Here is a 15940-nt window from a genome sequence, read left to right as displayed (position 1 = left end):
GTTACCCGGTCACGAGTTCCGCGGCGGCCGCCCGCACCACTTCGGGGATCGGCACCGGCTTGCGTGTTTCGGTGTCGACGTAGACGTGCACGAAATCGCCGGTGGCCGCCAGCTCGAGCCCACCGTCGGTTTCCCGGAAGATCGCCAGGTCGTAGGTGATGCTCGACTTGCCGAGCCGAGAGATGCGCAACCCCACCTGCAGCTGGTCGGGGAAGCTGACCGAGCCGTGGAACCGGCACGAGGTCTGGGCGACCACACCGAGCGCAGGCAGCGCCGTGATGTCGGTGCCGGTGGCTCGCATGAGCCAGGCATTGACCGCGGTGTCGAAGTAGGAGTAGTAGGTCACGTTGTTGACGTGACCGTACTGGTCGTTGTCGGCCCAGCGGGTCGGCATCGGCCACAGCACGGGGTAATCCATGCCGTCATGATGCCAGCCCGGTTCAGGCCGACGACGACAAAGCCGCTCCCCCACCCTGCCGGTGGTCACGCGGACTCATCCCGAAGTGCCGTTTGAAGGCGGTACTCAGGGCGAACGCGCTGCCGTAGCCGACCTGGCGGGCGATGGATTCCACGGTCGAATCGGTCTCGGCGAGCAGGTCGGCGGCCAGCGACAACCGCCATTCGGTCAGGAATGTCATGGGAGGTTCGCCGACCAGTTCGGTGAACCGGCGGGCCAGCGCGGCCCGCGACATGCCGACCGCGTCGGCCAGCGCGACCACGGTCCACGAGTGCGCCGGGTTGTGTTGCAGCAGCCGCAGCGCCTTGCCGACCAGCGGGTCGCTGTAGGCGTGGTACCAGGCGGGTGCGTCGTCGCGGGCGAACCAGGCACGCAGGGCGGCGATGAGCAGCAGGTCGAGGAGGCGGTCGAGGACGGCGCCCTGGGCGGGGCGGTCCCTGGTCGCCTCGTCGACGAGCAGGTCGAGCAGCCGGGAGTCCAGGTCGCCACGCGGCAGGACAGCGACCTGCGGCAGGGCGCGCAGCAGCCGGGTGCTCACGGCACCGGCGGACTCGTAGGTCCCGGTGACCATGAGTGTCTCCCCGCCGGGGTCGGTACCCCACTGCCGGACCCCGAGAGTCAATGTCTCGCACAGAATCTCACCGTCGGGCGTAGTCGTCACCTGCCCGGGCTGGACGATGATCTGCGGCTCGGTCGCCGGATCGTCGGACACCGTATACGGTTGCGGCCCACGGAAGATCACCACATCACCGGCGCCGACCTGCTGCGGCGAACCGGATTCGGTACTCACCCAGCCTTTTCCGCGAATCATGGCGAGCACCGTCAACGGCGCCTGATCCTGGACCCGCAGCGACCACGGCGGGTCGAGCAGCGAGCACATCAGAAACGCACCGCGTGCACGTGGGCCCTCGAGCAGACCGGCTAACGCATCCACAGCTTTCACAGTAGACGACGGCGCATGTCGGCGAGCGTTCCGACGATGGTGACGCACAGCGGTTGACGGTGTACTTATCTCATGACAGAAACCGCTGCTCACCAGCCTCTTTTCCTCGTCACCGGCGCCAACGGCAAGACCGGCGGCCGCGTCGCCGCCCTCCTGGACGCGGCGGGTCACCCGGTGCGACGGGGTTCGCGCACCGCCGAGATCCCCTTCGACTGGACCGACCGCGACACCTGGGGCCCCGCCCTGGCCGGGGTCACCGCGATCTACCTCGCCTTCCAGCCCGACCTCGCCGTCCCCGGCGCACCGCACACGATCCGCGCGTTCACCGCCGCCGCCCGCGCGGCCGGCGTCGGCTCGGTGGTGTTGCTGTCCGGCCGCGGCGAGCCCGAAGCCCTGGAATGCGAAGCGGCCGTTCGCGAGTCCGGGCTGGCCTGGACCGTGGTGCGCTGCAGCTTCTTCGCCCAGAACTTCAGTGAGAGCGCCTTCGTCGGCGATGTCCTCGCCGGTGTGGTCGCACTGCCCAACGGCGATGTGCCCGAGCCGTTCGTGCACGCCGACGACATCGCCGAGGTCGCCGTCGCCGCCCTCACCGACGCTCGCCACGCGGGCGAGGTCTACGAACTCACCGGGCCCCGGGCGCTCACCTTCGCCGAAGGGGTCGCCGAGGTGGCCGAGGCGACCGGCCGTGAGATCGCCTTCGTCCCACTCACCCGGCCCGAATTCGTCACCGCCCTCGGTGAACTCGGCCTGCCCGAGCCCGAGGTCGCGCTGCTCGACTACCTGTTCGGCACCATCCTCGACGGCCGCAACTCCGCCACCACCGACGGTGTCCAGCGCGCCCTCGGCCGCGCACCCCGCGACTTCACCGAATACGCCAAGGAGGCCGCCGCCACCGGAGTCTGGACCCCGCAGTAAATCCTGCACGATTGATCACCACGCTCTGGTGGCGCGACCTGCTCGCGAAATGCCGCCACCAGAGCGTGGTGATCTTGAATTCGGGGAGGGGTCGGCGGGTGACCGGTAGCGTCGAGGGGGTGACGCCAGCGATTGATCGTCGGCTGCGGTCGGCCAGGGGGGCTGTGTTCGGCGCTTTCACGCTGAACGGGGTGCTGCTCGCGATGTGGGTGGTGCATATTCCGGCGATCACCGACCGGACCGAGGTGTCGGCGTCGACGCTCGGGATGTTCGTGTTGTTGCTCGCCGGGACGGCGCTGATCGGGATGCGGCTGGCCGGGCCCGCCGCCGACCGGCTCGGTAGCCGGACGCTGGTGGCGCTGGCCGCATCGGCGATCTCGGTGACGATCGTCGGGCCGGGCCTGGCGACCGGGCCGGTGACCCTGGCAATCGCGTTGGCCTGCTTCGGTTTCGGCAACGGTGCGCTCGATGTGTCGATGAACGCGCAGGCGGTGCTGGTCGAACGTGCGTACGGACGCCCGATCATGTCGGCCTTTCACGCCATGTTCTCGGCGGGCGGCTTCGTCGGCTCCCTCATCGGCGCCGCCACCCAGCGCGCAGGCATCCCACCCGAGGTGACGCTCACCGCGGCGAGCCTTCTCGGCCTGGCCACCACCGCAGCCCTGGTTCCCCACCTCGTCGCCCATCACCGCGAACCCGCGTCCCATCCGGAGGACTACGGCACACCACGTGACGAGGACGCCACCCTCAGCCGAAAGGCTCAGGACAGTGCATCGAGTGCGGGCCGAAAGGTGTTGTGGCTCGGGTTGATCGCGTTCGTGTTGCTGCTGGCCGAAGGTGTTGCCGCCGATTGGAGCGCACTACAGGTCCGCGAACACCTCGACGTGTCCGAGGGTGACGCGGCGCTCGCGTTCGGCGCGTTCTCCGCGACCATGACGATCGGCCGTTTCCTGGCCGACCGGGTGAGCGGGGCGGTCGGTCCGGTGGCGCTGCTGCGCTACGGAAGCCTGTTGTGTGCAGCCGGTTTCGCGGTCGTGATCGTCTCACCCTGGCTGCCGTTGTCGCTGGTCGGCTGGGCGATGTGCGGTCTCGGGCTCGCGGGCGGTGTGCCCCAGATCTTCACGGCGGCAGGCAATCTGGGCGGACCGAAGGCGGCCACCGAGATGTCGCGCGTCTTCACCATCGGCTACCTCGGCTTGCTCGCGGGCCCGGCGGTGATCGGCTGGCTCACCGCGATCATCCCGCTCACCGCGGCGCTGATCGTCCCCCTCGTCCTCACCCTCGCCTGCGCGGCGGCCGCCTCCGTCGTCCATCGCTGAGGGCGAGTCCTACAGGTACATACCGACCTCGGTCGTTCGCTCGACGGTCGAGCGGATCTGAATTCCACCGTCACGGTGGGCCACCAGTTCCGCGAGCGTGGCGCCGTCGGGGAATGCGGCGGAGGCATGGTCCTGGCGGACGAGCCACCGCGTCGCCTCCTCGGGCGAGAGCCTGCCCACCTCGAGCTGCGCGAGACACCGCCCGGGCCGCACGACCGCCGGGTGCAAGCGGGACAGGTCCTCGTTGGTCGTGATCGCGAAGAGCACCTTGCGGCCCGAACCGAGCATGCCGTCGGTGAGGTTGAGCAGCCGCGAAAGCTTCTGTCCCGCCGCTTCTTTGGCTTCGCCGCGAATCAGCTCGTCGCAGTCCTCTAGCACCAGCAGCCGCCAGCGGCCGTCCTCGTCGTCACCGTCGGCACCCGCGGCCACCTCCATCAGATAGCCGGGATTGCTGAACAGTTCCTCCGGGTCGACCACACAGTCGACCTGGCACCACGGCGCCCACGCCCGCGCGAGCGCCCGCAGGGCGGTGGTCTTCCCGGTGCCCGGCTCGCCGTGCAGCAGCACGAGCCTGCCGCGGATGTCGTCGGTGCCCAGGCTCATCAGCCGGTCGAACGCGGCCGATACCGGCGCGGTGTAGTTGCCGCGGATCTCCGGCCACGCGGGCGCGACGATCTGCCTGCGCCGGCGCGCGGGCCGCCGTACATCCATGTGCCAGAAGCCCATTTCCACCGTCGACGCGGTGTCGCGAGCCTGGGCCGCGCCCTCGGTGGCGCGCGCGAGCACCTCGACGGCCAGCTCATCGCTGGCGGCGGTCACCTCGATCGTCGCCGAGCCGCCCGCCCAGCGCACCGCCCGCAGCGACCAGCCGGCCCCGGCGGCCAGCATCGCACTGCTGTCGTCATCGAAGACCGAGCGCAGGATCGTCGACCCGTCGGGCCGCAGCGGCGCGTCGGGATGCACCCGGTCGAGATGGGCCTGACGGGCGAAGGGCTGCTCGCCGCGCAGGAACGGAGCCAGCGCGAGCGCGTCGATGGCGTCGCGGGTGGAATAGGTCGAATCGATGGCCGCCGACCACGGAAACGGCTCGCCCGTCTCCCGCGACGGTTCCCGGAGCTGGTCGATAGGTGTGGACACCGCGCCAATGATCGTGGTCGCGGGCCCGGAATGTCCAACGACTTCCCGGCTGTGCGCTGGGTCACCGAGCCCGGAAAATCGCTGGCACATGTTCTCGATCCGTCGCTAACGTCGGCGATGTGACTTCCACCCAGAGCCTCCGGCCGGTCGACGAACCCACTCCGACCGCAGGGGCCAAGGAGTGGATCGGGTTGGCGGTCCTCGCCCTGCCCACCCTGCTCATCTCGATGGACATGAGCGTGCTCTACCTGGCGATCCCCCAGATCAGCGAGGCGTTGCGGCCGAGCAGTTCACAGCTGTTGTGGATCCTGGACATCTACGGGTTCCTCGTCGCGGGCTTCCTCATCACGATGGGCACCCTCGGCGACCGGATCGGCAGGCGCAGACTGTTGATGATCGGTGCGCTGGCCTTCGGCGCCGCCTCGGTGATCGCGGCCTACTCGACCAGCGCGAACATGCTCATCGGCACGCGCGCGCTGCTCGGCATCGCGGGTGCAACGCTGATGCCCTCGACCCTGGCCTTGATCCGCAATATGTTCCACGACGACCGCCAGCGGACCGCCGCGATCAGCGTGTGGATGACCAGTTTCATGGTCGGCATGGTGGTCGGACCGCTGGTCGGCGGGGCCATGCTGGAGAACTTCTGGTGGGGTTCGGTGTTCCTGGTCGCCGTTCCCGCGATGGTGCTGCTGCTCGCCGGCGGACCGTTCCTGCTGCCCGAGTACAAGGATCCGAACCCGGGCAAGCCCGACATTCTCAGCGCCGTGCTGTCGCTGGTGTCGGTGATGGGTGTCATCTACGGCATCAAGGAACTGGCCAAGGACGGACTGGCCGTGCAGCCGGTGGCCGTCCTGGTCGGTGCGCTGGTGCTCGGCACCGTGTTCGTGCTGCGACAGCAACGACTCACCGACCCGCTGATCGACCTGCGACTGTTCGGCAATGTCCGGTTCAGCGGTTCGCTCGCGGCGCTGATGGTAGCCATGCTCGCCATGGGCGGCCTGTTCCTGCTGCTCGCCCAGTATCTGCAACTGGTGCTGGGTCTTTCGGCGTTCGAGGCCGGGCTGTGGACGGTGCCGCAGGCGCTGGCCATGGTGTTCGCGGCCGGTGCGGTGAGCGCACTCGCGCCTCGGGTGCGTCCCGCGTATCTGATGACGGGCGGCCTGGTGATCGCGATGTTCGGCTACGCGATCTTCACCCAGCTCGCGGGTGGTGACGATCTCGGCTTGATCGTCACCGGCATGGTGGTGTTCGCGCTAGGCCTGAGCCCGATGTTCGTGCTCGGCCTCGACCTGATCGTCGGTGCGGTCGATCCGGCACGAGCCGGTGCCGCCTCCGCGATTTCGGAGACGGGGCAGGAACTGTCGACCGCGCTCGGGGTCGCGGTGATCGGCAGCATCGGCACCGCGGTCTATCGCGGTCGGATGGCCGGTGAGCTACCGAATGGCCTGCCCACCGAGCTCGCGCACACCGCCGAGGACACCCTCGCCGGAGCGCTGCACGTCGCCTCGATGCTGCCCGAAGCCCTCGGCGCCGAGCTCACCACGACCGCACGACAGGCGTATACCCATGCGCTGCAAGTGAACTCGATCGTCGGTATCGGACTCACCGCGATCGCGGCCGGACTGGTCGTCGTCCTGCTTCGCCACGTGCCGGCACCGAACGAGCGGGCCGACGAGCAGAAATGAGCCGGGGCCCCGCCGGGAGCACGCAGCTCCCCGCGGGGCCCGGGGCATCAGCCGAGGCTGAACGGCTGGCCCCACAGGCGCAGCTCCGAGCGACCGAACTGGGTGGTCACCTCGACGGAAACGAAGGCACGCGCCTGGGCGTAACCGGCGCAGCCCGAGAGGCCGAGGGTCGAGTCGGCCCAGGTGACCGAACCTTCCTGGCCGAAGAACTTGATCGCGGGCACGTAGCTCTCCGCGCCGTAGGCATCCGGGCCCTCGACCTGGAGCAGCCAGAAGGTCGACGCCTGGCCGGGGCCGAGGGTCAGGTTGCCGCCGGAGGTGACACCGCCGCTGCCCTTGCCCTCGTGAGTCACGGCACCGTTGGCACCGGCGTTGGCGTTGCCGCCGGAGATGTCGACCTGGCAGCCGACGACGTACCCGGGCGCGATCTTGACGCCCTTGTGCTCGGCGTGGACCTGCACCTCGGCCCGGCCGGAGGCCCAGACATTGCGATGCAGGGGAGTCGCACCCATGGAGGGGCTGATGTTCACCGACTCGCCGACCAGGCGGATGGTCACCGCGGTGCCGTCGGGCAGGGTCTGGGTGATCTCCCCGCCCGGCAGCGGGATGAAGGTGTCGGCGTTGGCGGCGCCGGTGGAGAAGAGGCCGAGCGCGACAGTCGCGGCCGCGGCGGCGCCGGCCAGACGGGCACCGGCTTTCGTGAAGATGGTCATGGAGTTGTTCCTATTCGTCGAGAAGGGCGACAGGTCAGCCGATGCTGAACGGGGCACCGTAGAGGGAGGTCTTGGAGTAGTTGTCGCCGATGATCTCCACGACGGTGTAGGCGCGGGCCTGCGCGTAGCCGGCGCAGCCCTGGATCTGCAGCTCCACGTCCTTGTAGCTGATGTGGTAGTTGCCCTTCTCGACGATGTCGAAGCCCTCGATGCCGATGAACTTCACCTCGCCGGGGCCGAGCTTGACGCCGATGGAGGCGCCCGCGTTCACGCCGCTGGTGTTGATGCCGCCCGAGACACCCGCCGAGATCGCGTCGTCGGCGATGCTCACCTGGCAGCCGACGATGTAGCCGGTGCTCACGCGCGAAGAACCGTGCGTGGAGGAGTTGTTGGTGCCGGGCGCGCCGTTGCCGCCGACGAACGGGCGGGGCTCACCCTTCGGGGTCTCGGCCACCTCGGCCAGCACGGTTCCGCTCACCCACGCCACGCGGCCTGCGCCGTTGGCCGCCATGGACGGCGAGATCAGGGCGCTTTCCGCCACCCGCTTGATCAACACACCGGGGCCGGCCTTCTCGCCGTCGGGCAGCGGAACGAAGGTGTCCGCACTCGCCGTTCCGCCGACAACGGCCAGCGCGGCCGTGGCCAGCGCAGTGGCCGCAAGCATTTTTCGCATCGTGGATGTCCTCATCAACTGTTGTGACCGATTCGCACCGATCTTGAACAGCTCGGACTGTAGACAGGTTAGGCTCACCTATCAAGACCTTGCCCTAGCTAACTTTGAATAAGCCTAGGCTCACCTAAACATGAGTTACCCTCCTCGTGACACGGTTCCATATGAGAGAGATCCCTGATGAGAAGTCCGCGCTGGTTCGGCTGGTTGCTGACGGTGGCGCTGCTGACCGCGGCTTGTCTCCTGAGCCTGCTGGTCGGCACGAAATCGATTCCGGTCGGCGAGGTCTGGCAAGCGCTGACCAGTACCGCGACCACGCCCGACCACGTCACCGTCACCGAATACCGGCTGCCGCGAACGGTTCTGGGGCTGCTCGCCGGGCTGGCGCTCGGCGTCGCGGGCTGCCTGATGCAGGGACTCACCCGTAACCCGCTCGCCGACCCGGGACTGCTCGGAGTGAATGCCGGTGCCGCGTTCGCGATCACGGTCGCGGTCGGGTTGCTCGGTGTGGAGGAGATCACATCCTACGTCTGGTTCGGCTTCGCCGGAGCGGCGCTGGTGTCGGTGGTCGTGTACCGGCTCGGCACCGCGGGGCACACCGGTACCGATCCGATTCGGCTCACGCTGGCCGGAGTGGCCGCCACCGCCGTCCTCGGCGGGCTCACGCGCGGCCTGATCCTGCTCGATCCCAAGGCTTTCGACGAGATGCGGCGCTGGGACGCCGGTTCGCTCACAGGACGCGGATTCGACATCATCGCCGGCGCCGCGCCGTTCATCGTGCTCGGGCTGCTGATCGCCGCCGTCTGCGCGCGCTCGCTCAACGCCGTTGCCCTCGGTGATGATCTGGCCCGCTCGCTCGGCGTGCACGTCAACCGCACGCGGCTGCTCACCGCGCTGGCGTTGGTGCTGTTGTGCGGTACCGCGACGGCCGCGGTCGGTCCGATCGCCTTCGTCGGTCTCGCGGTTCCGCACATCGCCCGCTGGCTGGTCGGACCCGATCAGCGCTGGATCTTCGCGTACTCACTGGTGCTGGCGCCGCTGCTCGTTCTCACCGCGGATGTGCTGGGTCGCATCATCATTCGCCCCGACGAAGTGCCTGCCGGGCTGGTCACGGCGTTCCTCGGCGCGCCAATGCTGATCTGGCTGGCGCGCCGTTCACGAGTGGGGGCAACCGCATGAGCACGAAGATCGATTTCGGTCGCACCATGCTGGTGGTGCGTCCCGGGCGCACGGGTCTCACGGCGAGGATCGGTGTGCGCACGGTGGTGGTGTGCGCGATCCTGCTGGCCATTGCCCTGGCGACCGCGGTCTTCGCCCTGGGTAGCGGCGATTTCGAGATCCCGGCGCCGCGGGTGCTGCGCGCCCTGTTCATCGGTGACGAACGCTTCGATCGGCTGGTGGTTTTCGATTGGCGGCTGCCGCGCATCCTGCTGGCGCTCGCCCTCGGTGCGGCGCTCGGTGTGAGTGGCGCGATCCTGCAGTCGGTCACCCGCAATCCCCTCGGCAGCCCCGACATCATCGGATTCAGCACCGGCGCCTACACCGGCGCGCTCCTGGTGATCCTGACGCTCGGGGGCGGCAGCTTCCGGACAGCGGCGGGCGCGATGGTCGGAGGCCTCGGTGCGGCGCTGGTCATCCACCTGCTCGCCTTCCGGCACAACGTGACCGGGTTTCGCCTGATCATCGTCGGTATCGGTGTGAGTGCGATGCTCGCCTCGGTCAACACCTGGTTGATCATGCGAGCGGATCTCGACGCGGCGATGTCGGCGGCGGCCTGGGGTGCGGGTTCGCTCAACGGGTTGTCGTGGCCGCAGGTCGCGCCGACCATGATCGTGCTCGCCGTGCTGGCGGTGGCCCTGATCCCGGCCGCGCCGCGGCTGCGGATCCTCGAACTCGGCGACGACACCGCCCGCGCCCTCGGGCTCGACGCGGGCAAGGCCACCGGCTGGCTGATCGCACTCAGCGTCGGATTCACCTCGCTGGCAACGGCTGTCGCCGGACCGATCGCCTTCGTCGCCCTGGCGGCACCGCATCTGGCGCGCAAACTCACCCGCACCCCGTCGATCGCCCTGCTCCCGGCAGCGGTGATGGGCGCGACCCTGCTGGTCACCTGCGACTGGATCGCCCAGCACGCCTTCGCCCCGACCACCATTCCGGTCGGCATCGTCACCGGTTCGATCGGCGGCCTGTACCTGGCGTATCTGCTCGTCGCCGAAGCGCGACGGAAATAGGAAGCGACATGAACGACACTCACGCCGCGCGGTTGCGCGCCGACCAGGTCCGCCTCGGGTACAAGGGCCGAACGATCAGCGACCAACTGTCCGTGGACATCCCGGACGGCAAGTTCACCGTGATCATCGGCCCGAACGCCTGCGGCAAGTCCACCCTGCTGCGCGCGCTCGCCCGCCTGCTCGCCCCGGAATCCGGCAAGGTGCTGCTCGACGGCAAGCCCGTGACCGACTATCCGGCCAAGGAACTGGCTCGCCAGATCGGCCTGCTCCCCCAGACCTCGACCGCACCCGACGGCATCCGGGTGGCCGACCTCGTCGCACGCGGGCGCTACCCGCACCAGACGCTGCTGCGGCAGTGGTCGAAGGCCGACGAGGAGGCGGTGGCGGCGGCGATGGCGGCTACCGGTGTCACCGAGCTGTCGGCCCGCCCGGTCGACGAACTGTCGGGCGGTCAACGGCAGCGGGTCTGGATCTCGATGGTGCTCGCCCAGCAGACGCCCATCGTCCTGCTCGACGAGCCGACCACCTTTCTCGACATCGCCTACCAGATCCAGCTGCTCGACCTGTGCCGGGCACTCAACCGCGAATCGGAGCGCACGGTCGTCGCCGTACTGCACGACCTCAACCACGCCTTCCGTTACGCCGATCACCTGATCGCCATGCGCGACGGGCGGATCGTCGCCACCGGCACCCCCGCCGACATCGTCACCGCGGACCTGGTCCACGAAGTGTTCTCGCTGCGCTGCCGCATCGTCGACGACCCGGAAACCGGGACGCCGCTGGTGATTCCGCTGGCCGAGAACGCCGCACCGGTGCACTGAAGAAATGAGGAAAACCCCGTCCATGTTCACCAACCGTTCCTCGGGCCGGCTCCGTGCCGCCCTCGTCGTCCCGGTTCTCGCGCTGGTCGCGGTGCTCGCCGGGTGCGGTGACTCGTCGTCGAACTCCGCCGATTCCGGCCCCCGCGAGGTGCCGTCCGCGAAGGGCCCCATCAAGGTGCCCGCCGATCCGCAGCGCATCGTCGTGCTCAACGGCAACCTGGCCGGTTACCTCTACGACCTCGAGGCGCCCGTCGTCGCGGCCGACCCGCGTCTGCTCGGTGTGCCGACCAAGCCGGGCGAGTTCCCCACCGGCTGGGCCGAGGACGCCGCAGCGCAAGGGACACAAGCTGTTCCCTCCGGTGACAACATCAACCTCGAGTTCATCGCCGCCCAGCGTCCCGATCTGATCATCGGCGGTGGCCAGGGCTACCCCGGCCAGCAGTCGGTGAACGCCTACGACCAGCTCAGCGCCATCGCCCCGACCGTGCTGATGCCGACCGAGACGACCAACTGGCAGGACCAGCTGCGGTTCATCGCCGAGACCGTGAACAAGCCCGCCAATGTCGACACCTTGATCGCGAACTACCAGGCCAAGCTGTCCGAGGCCAAGAGCAAGATCAAGCCGCCCGTCGGCGCGACGACGGTGTTCCAGTCGATCAAGAGCCAGAAGCCGACCGTCTTCGTGCCGACCGCCGCGCTGCCCGCACTGCTCGCTGAGGTCGGTTTCACGCTGGACACCCAGGTGGAGGCCAAGGCCGGAAACCCCGCCAAGGAGCAGAGTGCCGACTTCATCAGCTTCAGCCCGGAGCTGCTCAACACGGTGATCGATGCGCCGGTGCTGTTCACCATCCCGCTCAGCGGGGGCCGTTCGCTCGAGGAGCTGCGCGCCGATCCGCTCTACGCTTCGCTGCCGTCGTTCAAGGCGGGCAACGTCTTCGAACTGCCCGCGACCAGCTCGCGCCCGGACTACCGCACCGTCATGGCGACACTCGATCTGCTCGTGGAACGTTTCCGGTGACGTCGGGACTGCTCATCGACCTCAGCCCGCTGCGGGCGTCGCGCCCCTTCCGGTGCGCGTTCGCGGCGCGGCTGGTGTCGGTGCTCGGCATCGGGTTGCTCATGGTCGCCCTGCCGCTGCAGATCTATCAACTGACCGGGTCGAGTGTGCAGGTCGCCGGTGTCGCCACCACCACCGCGCTCGCCCTGTTCGCGGGCAGCCTCGCGGGCGGGGTGGTGGCCGACCGATACGACAGGCGGACGGTGATCCAGTGGTCGCGCAGCGCGGCCGGTATCGGCTTTCTGATCCTCGGGGTGAATGCCGTACTGCCCGAGCCGTTCCTGTCCGCCATCTATCTCGCGGCGGTCGTCGACGGTCTCGCGGGCGGAGTGAGCGGTTCGGCGCTGATGGCCATGGTCCCGGTGCTGGTGGGGCGTGAAAAGGTCGCGGCCGCAGGCGCCCTCGTCTCGCTGACCACCGACCTCGGCACCATGATCACCCCGGCGTTCGCCGGACTGCTCGTCGCGAAAACCGGTGTGGCCACGGCCTATTTCCTCTGTGCCCTCGCGACCACCGCGACCGTCGGGCTGATCACCGCGATCGGCCCGTCGCCGCCACCGCAACGCGACCTGGAGAACCCGGTGCGTGAGCTGGTGGCCGGTATCGCGTTCGCGGTGCGGCACGAGTCCATCCGGCTCATTCTGCTCACCGGACTGATCGGGATGCTCGTCAGCGGCCCGCTGGTGCTGCTGCCCGCCTTCGCCGATGTCGAACTCGACGCGGGGCCGGGCACGCTCGGCCTGCTCTACGCGGCACCCGGCGCAGGCGCGGTGCTCGGCACGTTGACCAGCGGCTGGATGGGGCGCGCGCACACCGGTCGGGCGCTGCTGATCTCGCTCGGGCTGATGCCGGTCGGCGTGATCGCGGCCGGACTGTGGTCGCACGCCGCGCTGGTATTCCTGGGCCTTGCCGGGTTCGGCCTGGCCAGAGCCGTGAACATGGTGTTGCGCTACACGATGCTGCAGCAGGCCGCGCCCGACCACATGCGCGGACGGATGTCGGGCCTGCTGATGGTGCAGTCCGTCGCCGGCACCGCCGTCGGTTCCATGGTGGCCGGTTTCGTCGGCCAGACCTTCGAACCCGGACGCGCGCTCGTGCTCTACGGCGTCGCCGTCCTGGTACTCACCGGCCTGATGGCGCTCGTCGCCGGGCCACTGCACAGAAAGGAAAACGGTGAAGGATCGCAGTGACTACGCCGCGAACATCGCCGAGGTGCTCGCCGGGGACCACTACGCCAAGGTGCCGTACCCGATCGGCCTGCGGGAAGTGGAGGTGCTGCGGGTCGTGCCCGTGGGCGCGGCGCTGCTGCGGATCACCTTCGGCGGTCCGGACATCGCGAAGTTCCACAGCTATGTGCCGGACGAGCATGTGCGCCTGATCTTCCCGGGTGAGGACGGCGTGCTCCGGTTGCCGAAGCTCGACGGCACGATGCTCGAGTGGGGCAATCCGCGACCGATCTCGCGGGAGTACACGGTGCGCCGCCACAGCGTCGAGGACAGTGAACTCGACATCGATTTCGTCATCCACCCCGGCGGGCTCGCCTCGGACTGGGCCGCCTCGGTGGCCCCGGGCACCAAGGTCCACATCGCCGGTCCGCCCGGTGGCGTCGTCATCCCGGAAACCTACGACGACTACCTGCTCGCCGGTGACATCACCGCGCTGCCCGCCATCGCCCGCTGGCTCGAGCGCATGCCACGCGACACCACCGGCTGGGCCTTCATCGAGGTCGCCGGACCCGCCGAGGAGATCCCCCTCGACCCGCCCGCGGGCGTGACCGTGCGCTGGCTGCACCGGGGTGGCGCGGCACCCGGCACGAGCGACATCCTCGAGCAGGCTGTCCGCGAGGTGGAAGTCGCTGCCGAACATCGCGTCTTCGCGTGGGTCGCCGGGGAGGCCGGGTGCCTGCGTGGTGTCCGCAAGATCATCCGCGACGACCTGGGCATCGGCCCCAAGGACTCGCTCATCGCCGGCTATTGGAAGCGCGGCGTCGCCGACTTCGATCGAGAGGAATGACCATGACCGACGAACAGGTGATCGCCGACGTGGCCACCGTACTGGGTGTCGAGGCGACCGAGCTGAGCGCCGAGACCGATCTGCTCGACGCCGGGCTCGATTCGGTGCGCATCATGTCGCTGGTGGAGAAATGGCGGTCGGCCGGTCATGCGGATATCGACTTTCCCACGCTCGCGGGCGAACCCGTCCTCGGGTCGTGGATCGAACTGCTGGCGTGAGCACCGGGGGTGGCGTACTCGGTGCGCCACCCCCGGCCGAACCGCTTCTCCCGGATCAGTTCCCGTGCGCGCCCTCGGCGAGCAGTTGCCGCAGTTCCTTGCGGCTGGTCTTGCCGACGCCGGTCTCGGGGAACTGTTCGATCACCACGACCGCGTCGGGCATCTTCCACGCCGCGACACCGCGCTCCCGCACGAACTTGCGCACGGAGGTCAAGGTCGGCCGCCGCTCCGGATCAGCGGGCTGCACGAAGGCGCAGATCCGTTGTCCCAGCACCGGATCGGGCGTTCCGACGATCACGGCGTCGCGGATGTCCGGGTGCTCGAGCAGATGCGCTTCGAGTTCCTCGGCGGAGACCTTCTCGCCGCCGCGGTTCACCCAGTCGCCCGCGCGGCCGGCGACCACGAGGTTGCCGTCGGGACGGATCGAGACGATGTCGCCGGTGCGGTACCAGCCGTCGGCGGTGAAGCTGCGGGCGTCGGCCTCGGGATTGTCGTAGTAGCCGCGGATCGTGTACGGGCCCTGGGTGATCAGGTTTCCCTGTGCACCCGGCGCGACCTCGACACCGTTGTCGTCGACGACCGCGATCTGGTCGAACTCCGACATCGGCCTGCCCTGGGTGCTCACCACCACGTCGATCGGGTCGTCGAGCCGGGTGTAGCAGACCAGGCCCTCGGCCATCCCGAACACCTGTTGCAGAGTGACGCCGAGTGCGGGACCGATCCGGCGCGCCAGCTCGTCCTGGCAGCGGGCGCCACCCACCTGAAGTACCCGCAGGCTCGAAAGATCCGGCGTGTCACCGGCTTCGGCGCGCTCGGTCCACAGTCGCGCCAGGGGCGGGACCAGACCGGTGATGGTGACACCGAATCGTTCGATCAGCGGGAAGGCCGTCGCCGGAGTGGGGTCGGGCGTCATGGCCACCGCACCACCGGCCCACAGCGCGCCGAGAATGCCCGGCGAGCTCATCGGGAAGTTGTGGGCCACCGGCAACGTCGCGAGATACACCGTGTCGCTGTCGAGTTCGCAGATCTCGGCGCTGCGGCGCACGCTGTAGAGGTAGTCGTCGTGGGTGCGGGCAATGAGTTTCGGAATGCCGGTGCTGCCGCCCGAGAGCTGCAGAAACGCCACGTCACCCGCCGACGGTCCCGGCAGTTCCACCGGCTCGTCCCGGAATTCGGCGATATCGCGCGCACCCTCGGGCAGGTCCTGCCCCTCGTCGAGGACGAGCAGCACGTGCCGCAGGCTCGGCACGTTCTCCCGCACCGTAGCCGCGAGCGCCGCGTAGTCGAAACGCTGATGGGTTCCGCAGGTGATGACGGCTGTCGCGGCGGCGGCCTCGGCGATCGGCACCAGCTCGGCGGCACGGTGCGCGGGCAGGCAGAACACCGGCAGCGCGCCCAGCTCGAAAAGCGCGAAGATCACCTCGACGAATTCGGCCCGGTTGGGCAGCTGCACCAGCACCCGATCGCCCGGCGTGATGCCGAGGCGGGCCAGACCGGCGGCGAGCGAACGCGCGCGGTGATGGAGTTCGGCGTAGGACCAACTGCCGGCGGTGTCGAGGACCGCGATCCGGTCCGGTGTGGCGGCGGCCCGTGCGGCGAGGACTTCGCCGAAAGTCTGTCCGGTCCAGAGGTTCTGGGCGCGATAGTGGTCGGCCAGGTCGGCGGGCCAGGGGGTGAAGCCGGCGAAGGCGGGTTCGGTCAAGTCGAGCACCTCTTTCGAGCAGGCGGTTCGGCGTTTCGGCCAAAAGTTATGAGGGAAGC

General features: G+C 69.1%; 16 protein-coding genes. 10 read left to right on the top strand and 6 right to left on the bottom strand.

The window, feature by feature from the left end:
* Nucleotide 1 precedes the first annotated feature (1 nt).
* Together AB0I35_RS09970 and AB0I35_RS09965 are read right to left on the bottom strand one after the other, a co-directional pair.
* Nucleotides 2-418: a thioesterase family protein gene (locus AB0I35_RS09970; protein ID WP_357395415.1), complete on the bottom strand. Its 417-nt coding sequence runs from the start codon at nucleotides 416-418 to the stop codon at nucleotides 2-4.
* Between the two features lie 22 nt (nucleotides 419-440).
* Nucleotides 441-1391 carry an AraC family transcriptional regulator gene (locus AB0I35_RS09965; protein ID WP_357395414.1) on the bottom strand — a complete coding sequence of 317 codons (951 nt, stop codon included), beginning with the start codon at nucleotides 1389-1391 and terminating at the stop codon, nucleotides 441-443.
* 81 nt (nucleotides 1392-1472) lie between these two features.
* Here AB0I35_RS09965 and AB0I35_RS09960 point away from each other — a divergent pair, with 81 nt between their 5' ends.
* Complete coding sequence (locus tag AB0I35_RS09960; RefSeq protein WP_357395413.1) at nucleotides 1473-2315, top strand: NAD(P)H-binding protein; 843 nt, start codon at nucleotides 1473-1475, stop codon at nucleotides 2313-2315.
* 119 nt (nucleotides 2316-2434) lie between these two features.
* Complete coding sequence (locus AB0I35_RS09955) at nucleotides 2435-3634, top strand: MFS transporter (protein ID WP_357395412.1); 1200 nt, start codon at nucleotides 2435-2437, stop codon at nucleotides 3632-3634.
* 9 nt (nucleotides 3635-3643) lie between these two features.
* On the opposite strand, the gene AB0I35_RS09950 is transcribed toward AB0I35_RS09955, so the two are convergent.
* Nucleotides 3644-4771: a DUF5925 domain-containing protein gene (locus tag AB0I35_RS09950; protein WP_357395411.1), complete on the bottom strand. Its 1128-nt coding sequence runs from the start codon at nucleotides 4769-4771 to the stop codon at nucleotides 3644-3646.
* A gap of 119 nt (nucleotides 4772-4890) precedes the next feature.
* On the opposite strand from AB0I35_RS09950, the gene AB0I35_RS09945 reads away from it, so the two are divergent.
* A complete protein-coding gene (locus tag AB0I35_RS09945; RefSeq protein ID WP_357395410.1) occupies nucleotides 4891-6456 on the top strand; it encodes an MFS transporter in 1566 nt (521 codons plus the stop codon).
* 47 nt (nucleotides 6457-6503) lie between these two features.
* Here the strand turns inward: AB0I35_RS09945 and AB0I35_RS09940 are convergent, their stop codons facing one another.
* Nucleotides 6504-7169: an MspA family porin gene (locus tag AB0I35_RS09940; RefSeq protein WP_357395409.1), complete on the bottom strand. Its 666-nt coding sequence runs from the start codon at nucleotides 7167-7169 to the stop codon at nucleotides 6504-6506.
* 34 nt (nucleotides 7170-7203) lie between these two features.
* Complete coding sequence (locus AB0I35_RS09935; protein WP_225282088.1) at nucleotides 7204-7833, bottom strand: MspA family porin; 630 nt, start codon at nucleotides 7831-7833, stop codon at nucleotides 7204-7206.
* Nucleotides 7834-8019: 186 nt separating this feature from the next.
* Between AB0I35_RS09935 and AB0I35_RS09930 the strand changes: the two genes are divergently transcribed.
* The 7 genes from AB0I35_RS09930 to AB0I35_RS09900 are packed head-to-tail and all read left to right on the top strand — an operon-like array spanning nucleotide 8020 to nucleotide 14179.
* Nucleotides 8020-9018, top strand: coding sequence for an iron chelate uptake ABC transporter family permease subunit (locus tag AB0I35_RS09930; RefSeq protein WP_357395408.1), 999 nt, complete (start codon nucleotides 8020-8022; stop codon nucleotides 9016-9018).
* Entirely contained in the window at nucleotides 9015-10070 is a 1056-nt protein-coding gene (locus tag AB0I35_RS09925; protein WP_357395407.1) for an iron chelate uptake ABC transporter family permease subunit, read from the top strand. Before AB0I35_RS09930 ends, AB0I35_RS09925 begins: the two co-directional genes overlap by 4 nt.
* Before the next feature lie 8 nt (nucleotides 10071-10078).
* On the top strand, nucleotides 10079-10891 hold the full coding sequence (locus AB0I35_RS09920) for an ABC transporter ATP-binding protein (protein WP_357395406.1): 813 nt from the start codon (nucleotides 10079-10081) through the stop codon (nucleotides 10889-10891).
* Between the two features lie 4 nt (nucleotides 10892-10895).
* Nucleotides 10896-11909 (top strand): ABC transporter substrate-binding protein, encoded by a 1014-nt coding sequence (locus AB0I35_RS09915; protein WP_357395405.1) that lies wholly within the window; start codon nucleotides 10896-10898, stop codon nucleotides 11907-11909.
* Nucleotides 11906-13138 carry an enterobactin transporter EntS gene (gene entS, locus AB0I35_RS09910; protein ID WP_357395404.1) on the top strand — a complete coding sequence of 411 codons (1233 nt, stop codon included), beginning with the start codon at nucleotides 11906-11908 and terminating at the stop codon, nucleotides 13136-13138. Before AB0I35_RS09915 ends, entS begins: the two co-directional genes overlap by 4 nt.
* On the top strand, nucleotides 13122-13961 hold the full coding sequence (locus AB0I35_RS09905) for a siderophore-interacting protein (RefSeq protein WP_357395403.1): 840 nt from the start codon (nucleotides 13122-13124) through the stop codon (nucleotides 13959-13961). The genes entS and AB0I35_RS09905 overlap by 17 nt, the downstream gene beginning before the upstream one ends.
* A gap of 2 nt (nucleotides 13962-13963) precedes the next feature.
* Entirely contained in the window at nucleotides 13964-14179 is a 216-nt protein-coding gene (locus tag AB0I35_RS09900; protein WP_067641464.1) for a phosphopantetheine-binding protein, read from the top strand.
* Between the two features lie 55 nt (nucleotides 14180-14234).
* On the opposite strand, the gene AB0I35_RS09895 is transcribed toward AB0I35_RS09900, so the two are convergent.
* Complete coding sequence (locus AB0I35_RS09895; RefSeq protein ID WP_357395402.1) at nucleotides 14235-15890, bottom strand: AMP-binding protein; 1656 nt, start codon at nucleotides 15888-15890, stop codon at nucleotides 14235-14237.
* Nucleotides 15891-15940: the final 50 nt, after the last annotated feature.

This window comes from Nocardia sp. NPDC050378 (assembly GCF_040655675.1).
GTDB classification, from domain to species: Bacteria; Actinomycetota; Actinomycetes; order Mycobacteriales; family Mycobacteriaceae; genus Nocardia; species Nocardia coubleae.
This window is presented reverse-complemented; position numbering and strand designations above follow the sequence as displayed.

What these genes read in the sequence shown, in the direction of transcription:
- AB0I35_RS09970 (WP_357395415.1), bottom strand. Translation starts at nt 418, where the DNA reads ATGGATTACCCCGTGCTGTGGCCGATGCCGACCCGCTGGGCCGACAAC.
- AB0I35_RS09960 (WP_357395413.1), top strand. Translation starts at nt 1,473, where the DNA reads ATGACAGAAACCGCTGCTCACCAGCCTCTTTTCCTCGTCACCGGCGCC.
- AB0I35_RS09940 (WP_357395409.1), bottom strand. Translation starts at nt 7,169, where the DNA reads ATGACCATCTTCACGAAAGCCGGTGCCCGTCTGGCCGGCGCCGCCGCG.
- AB0I35_RS09935 (WP_225282088.1), bottom strand. Translation starts at nt 7,833, where the DNA reads ATGCTTGCGGCCACTGCGCTGGCCACGGCCGCGCTGGCCGTTGTCGGC.
- AB0I35_RS09930 (WP_357395408.1), top strand. Translation starts at nt 8,020, where the DNA reads ATGAGAAGTCCGCGCTGGTTCGGCTGGTTGCTGACGGTGGCGCTGCTG.
- AB0I35_RS09925 (WP_357395407.1), top strand. Translation starts at nt 9,015, where the DNA reads ATGAGCACGAAGATCGATTTCGGTCGCACCATGCTGGTGGTGCGTCCC.
- AB0I35_RS09920 (WP_357395406.1), top strand. Translation starts at nt 10,079, where the DNA reads ATGAACGACACTCACGCCGCGCGGTTGCGCGCCGACCAGGTCCGCCTC.
- AB0I35_RS09915 (WP_357395405.1), top strand. Translation starts at nt 10,896, where the DNA reads ATGAGGAAAACCCCGTCCATGTTCACCAACCGTTCCTCGGGCCGGCTC.
- AB0I35_RS09900 (WP_067641464.1), top strand. Translation starts at nt 13,964, where the DNA reads ATGACCGACGAACAGGTGATCGCCGACGTGGCCACCGTACTGGGTGTC.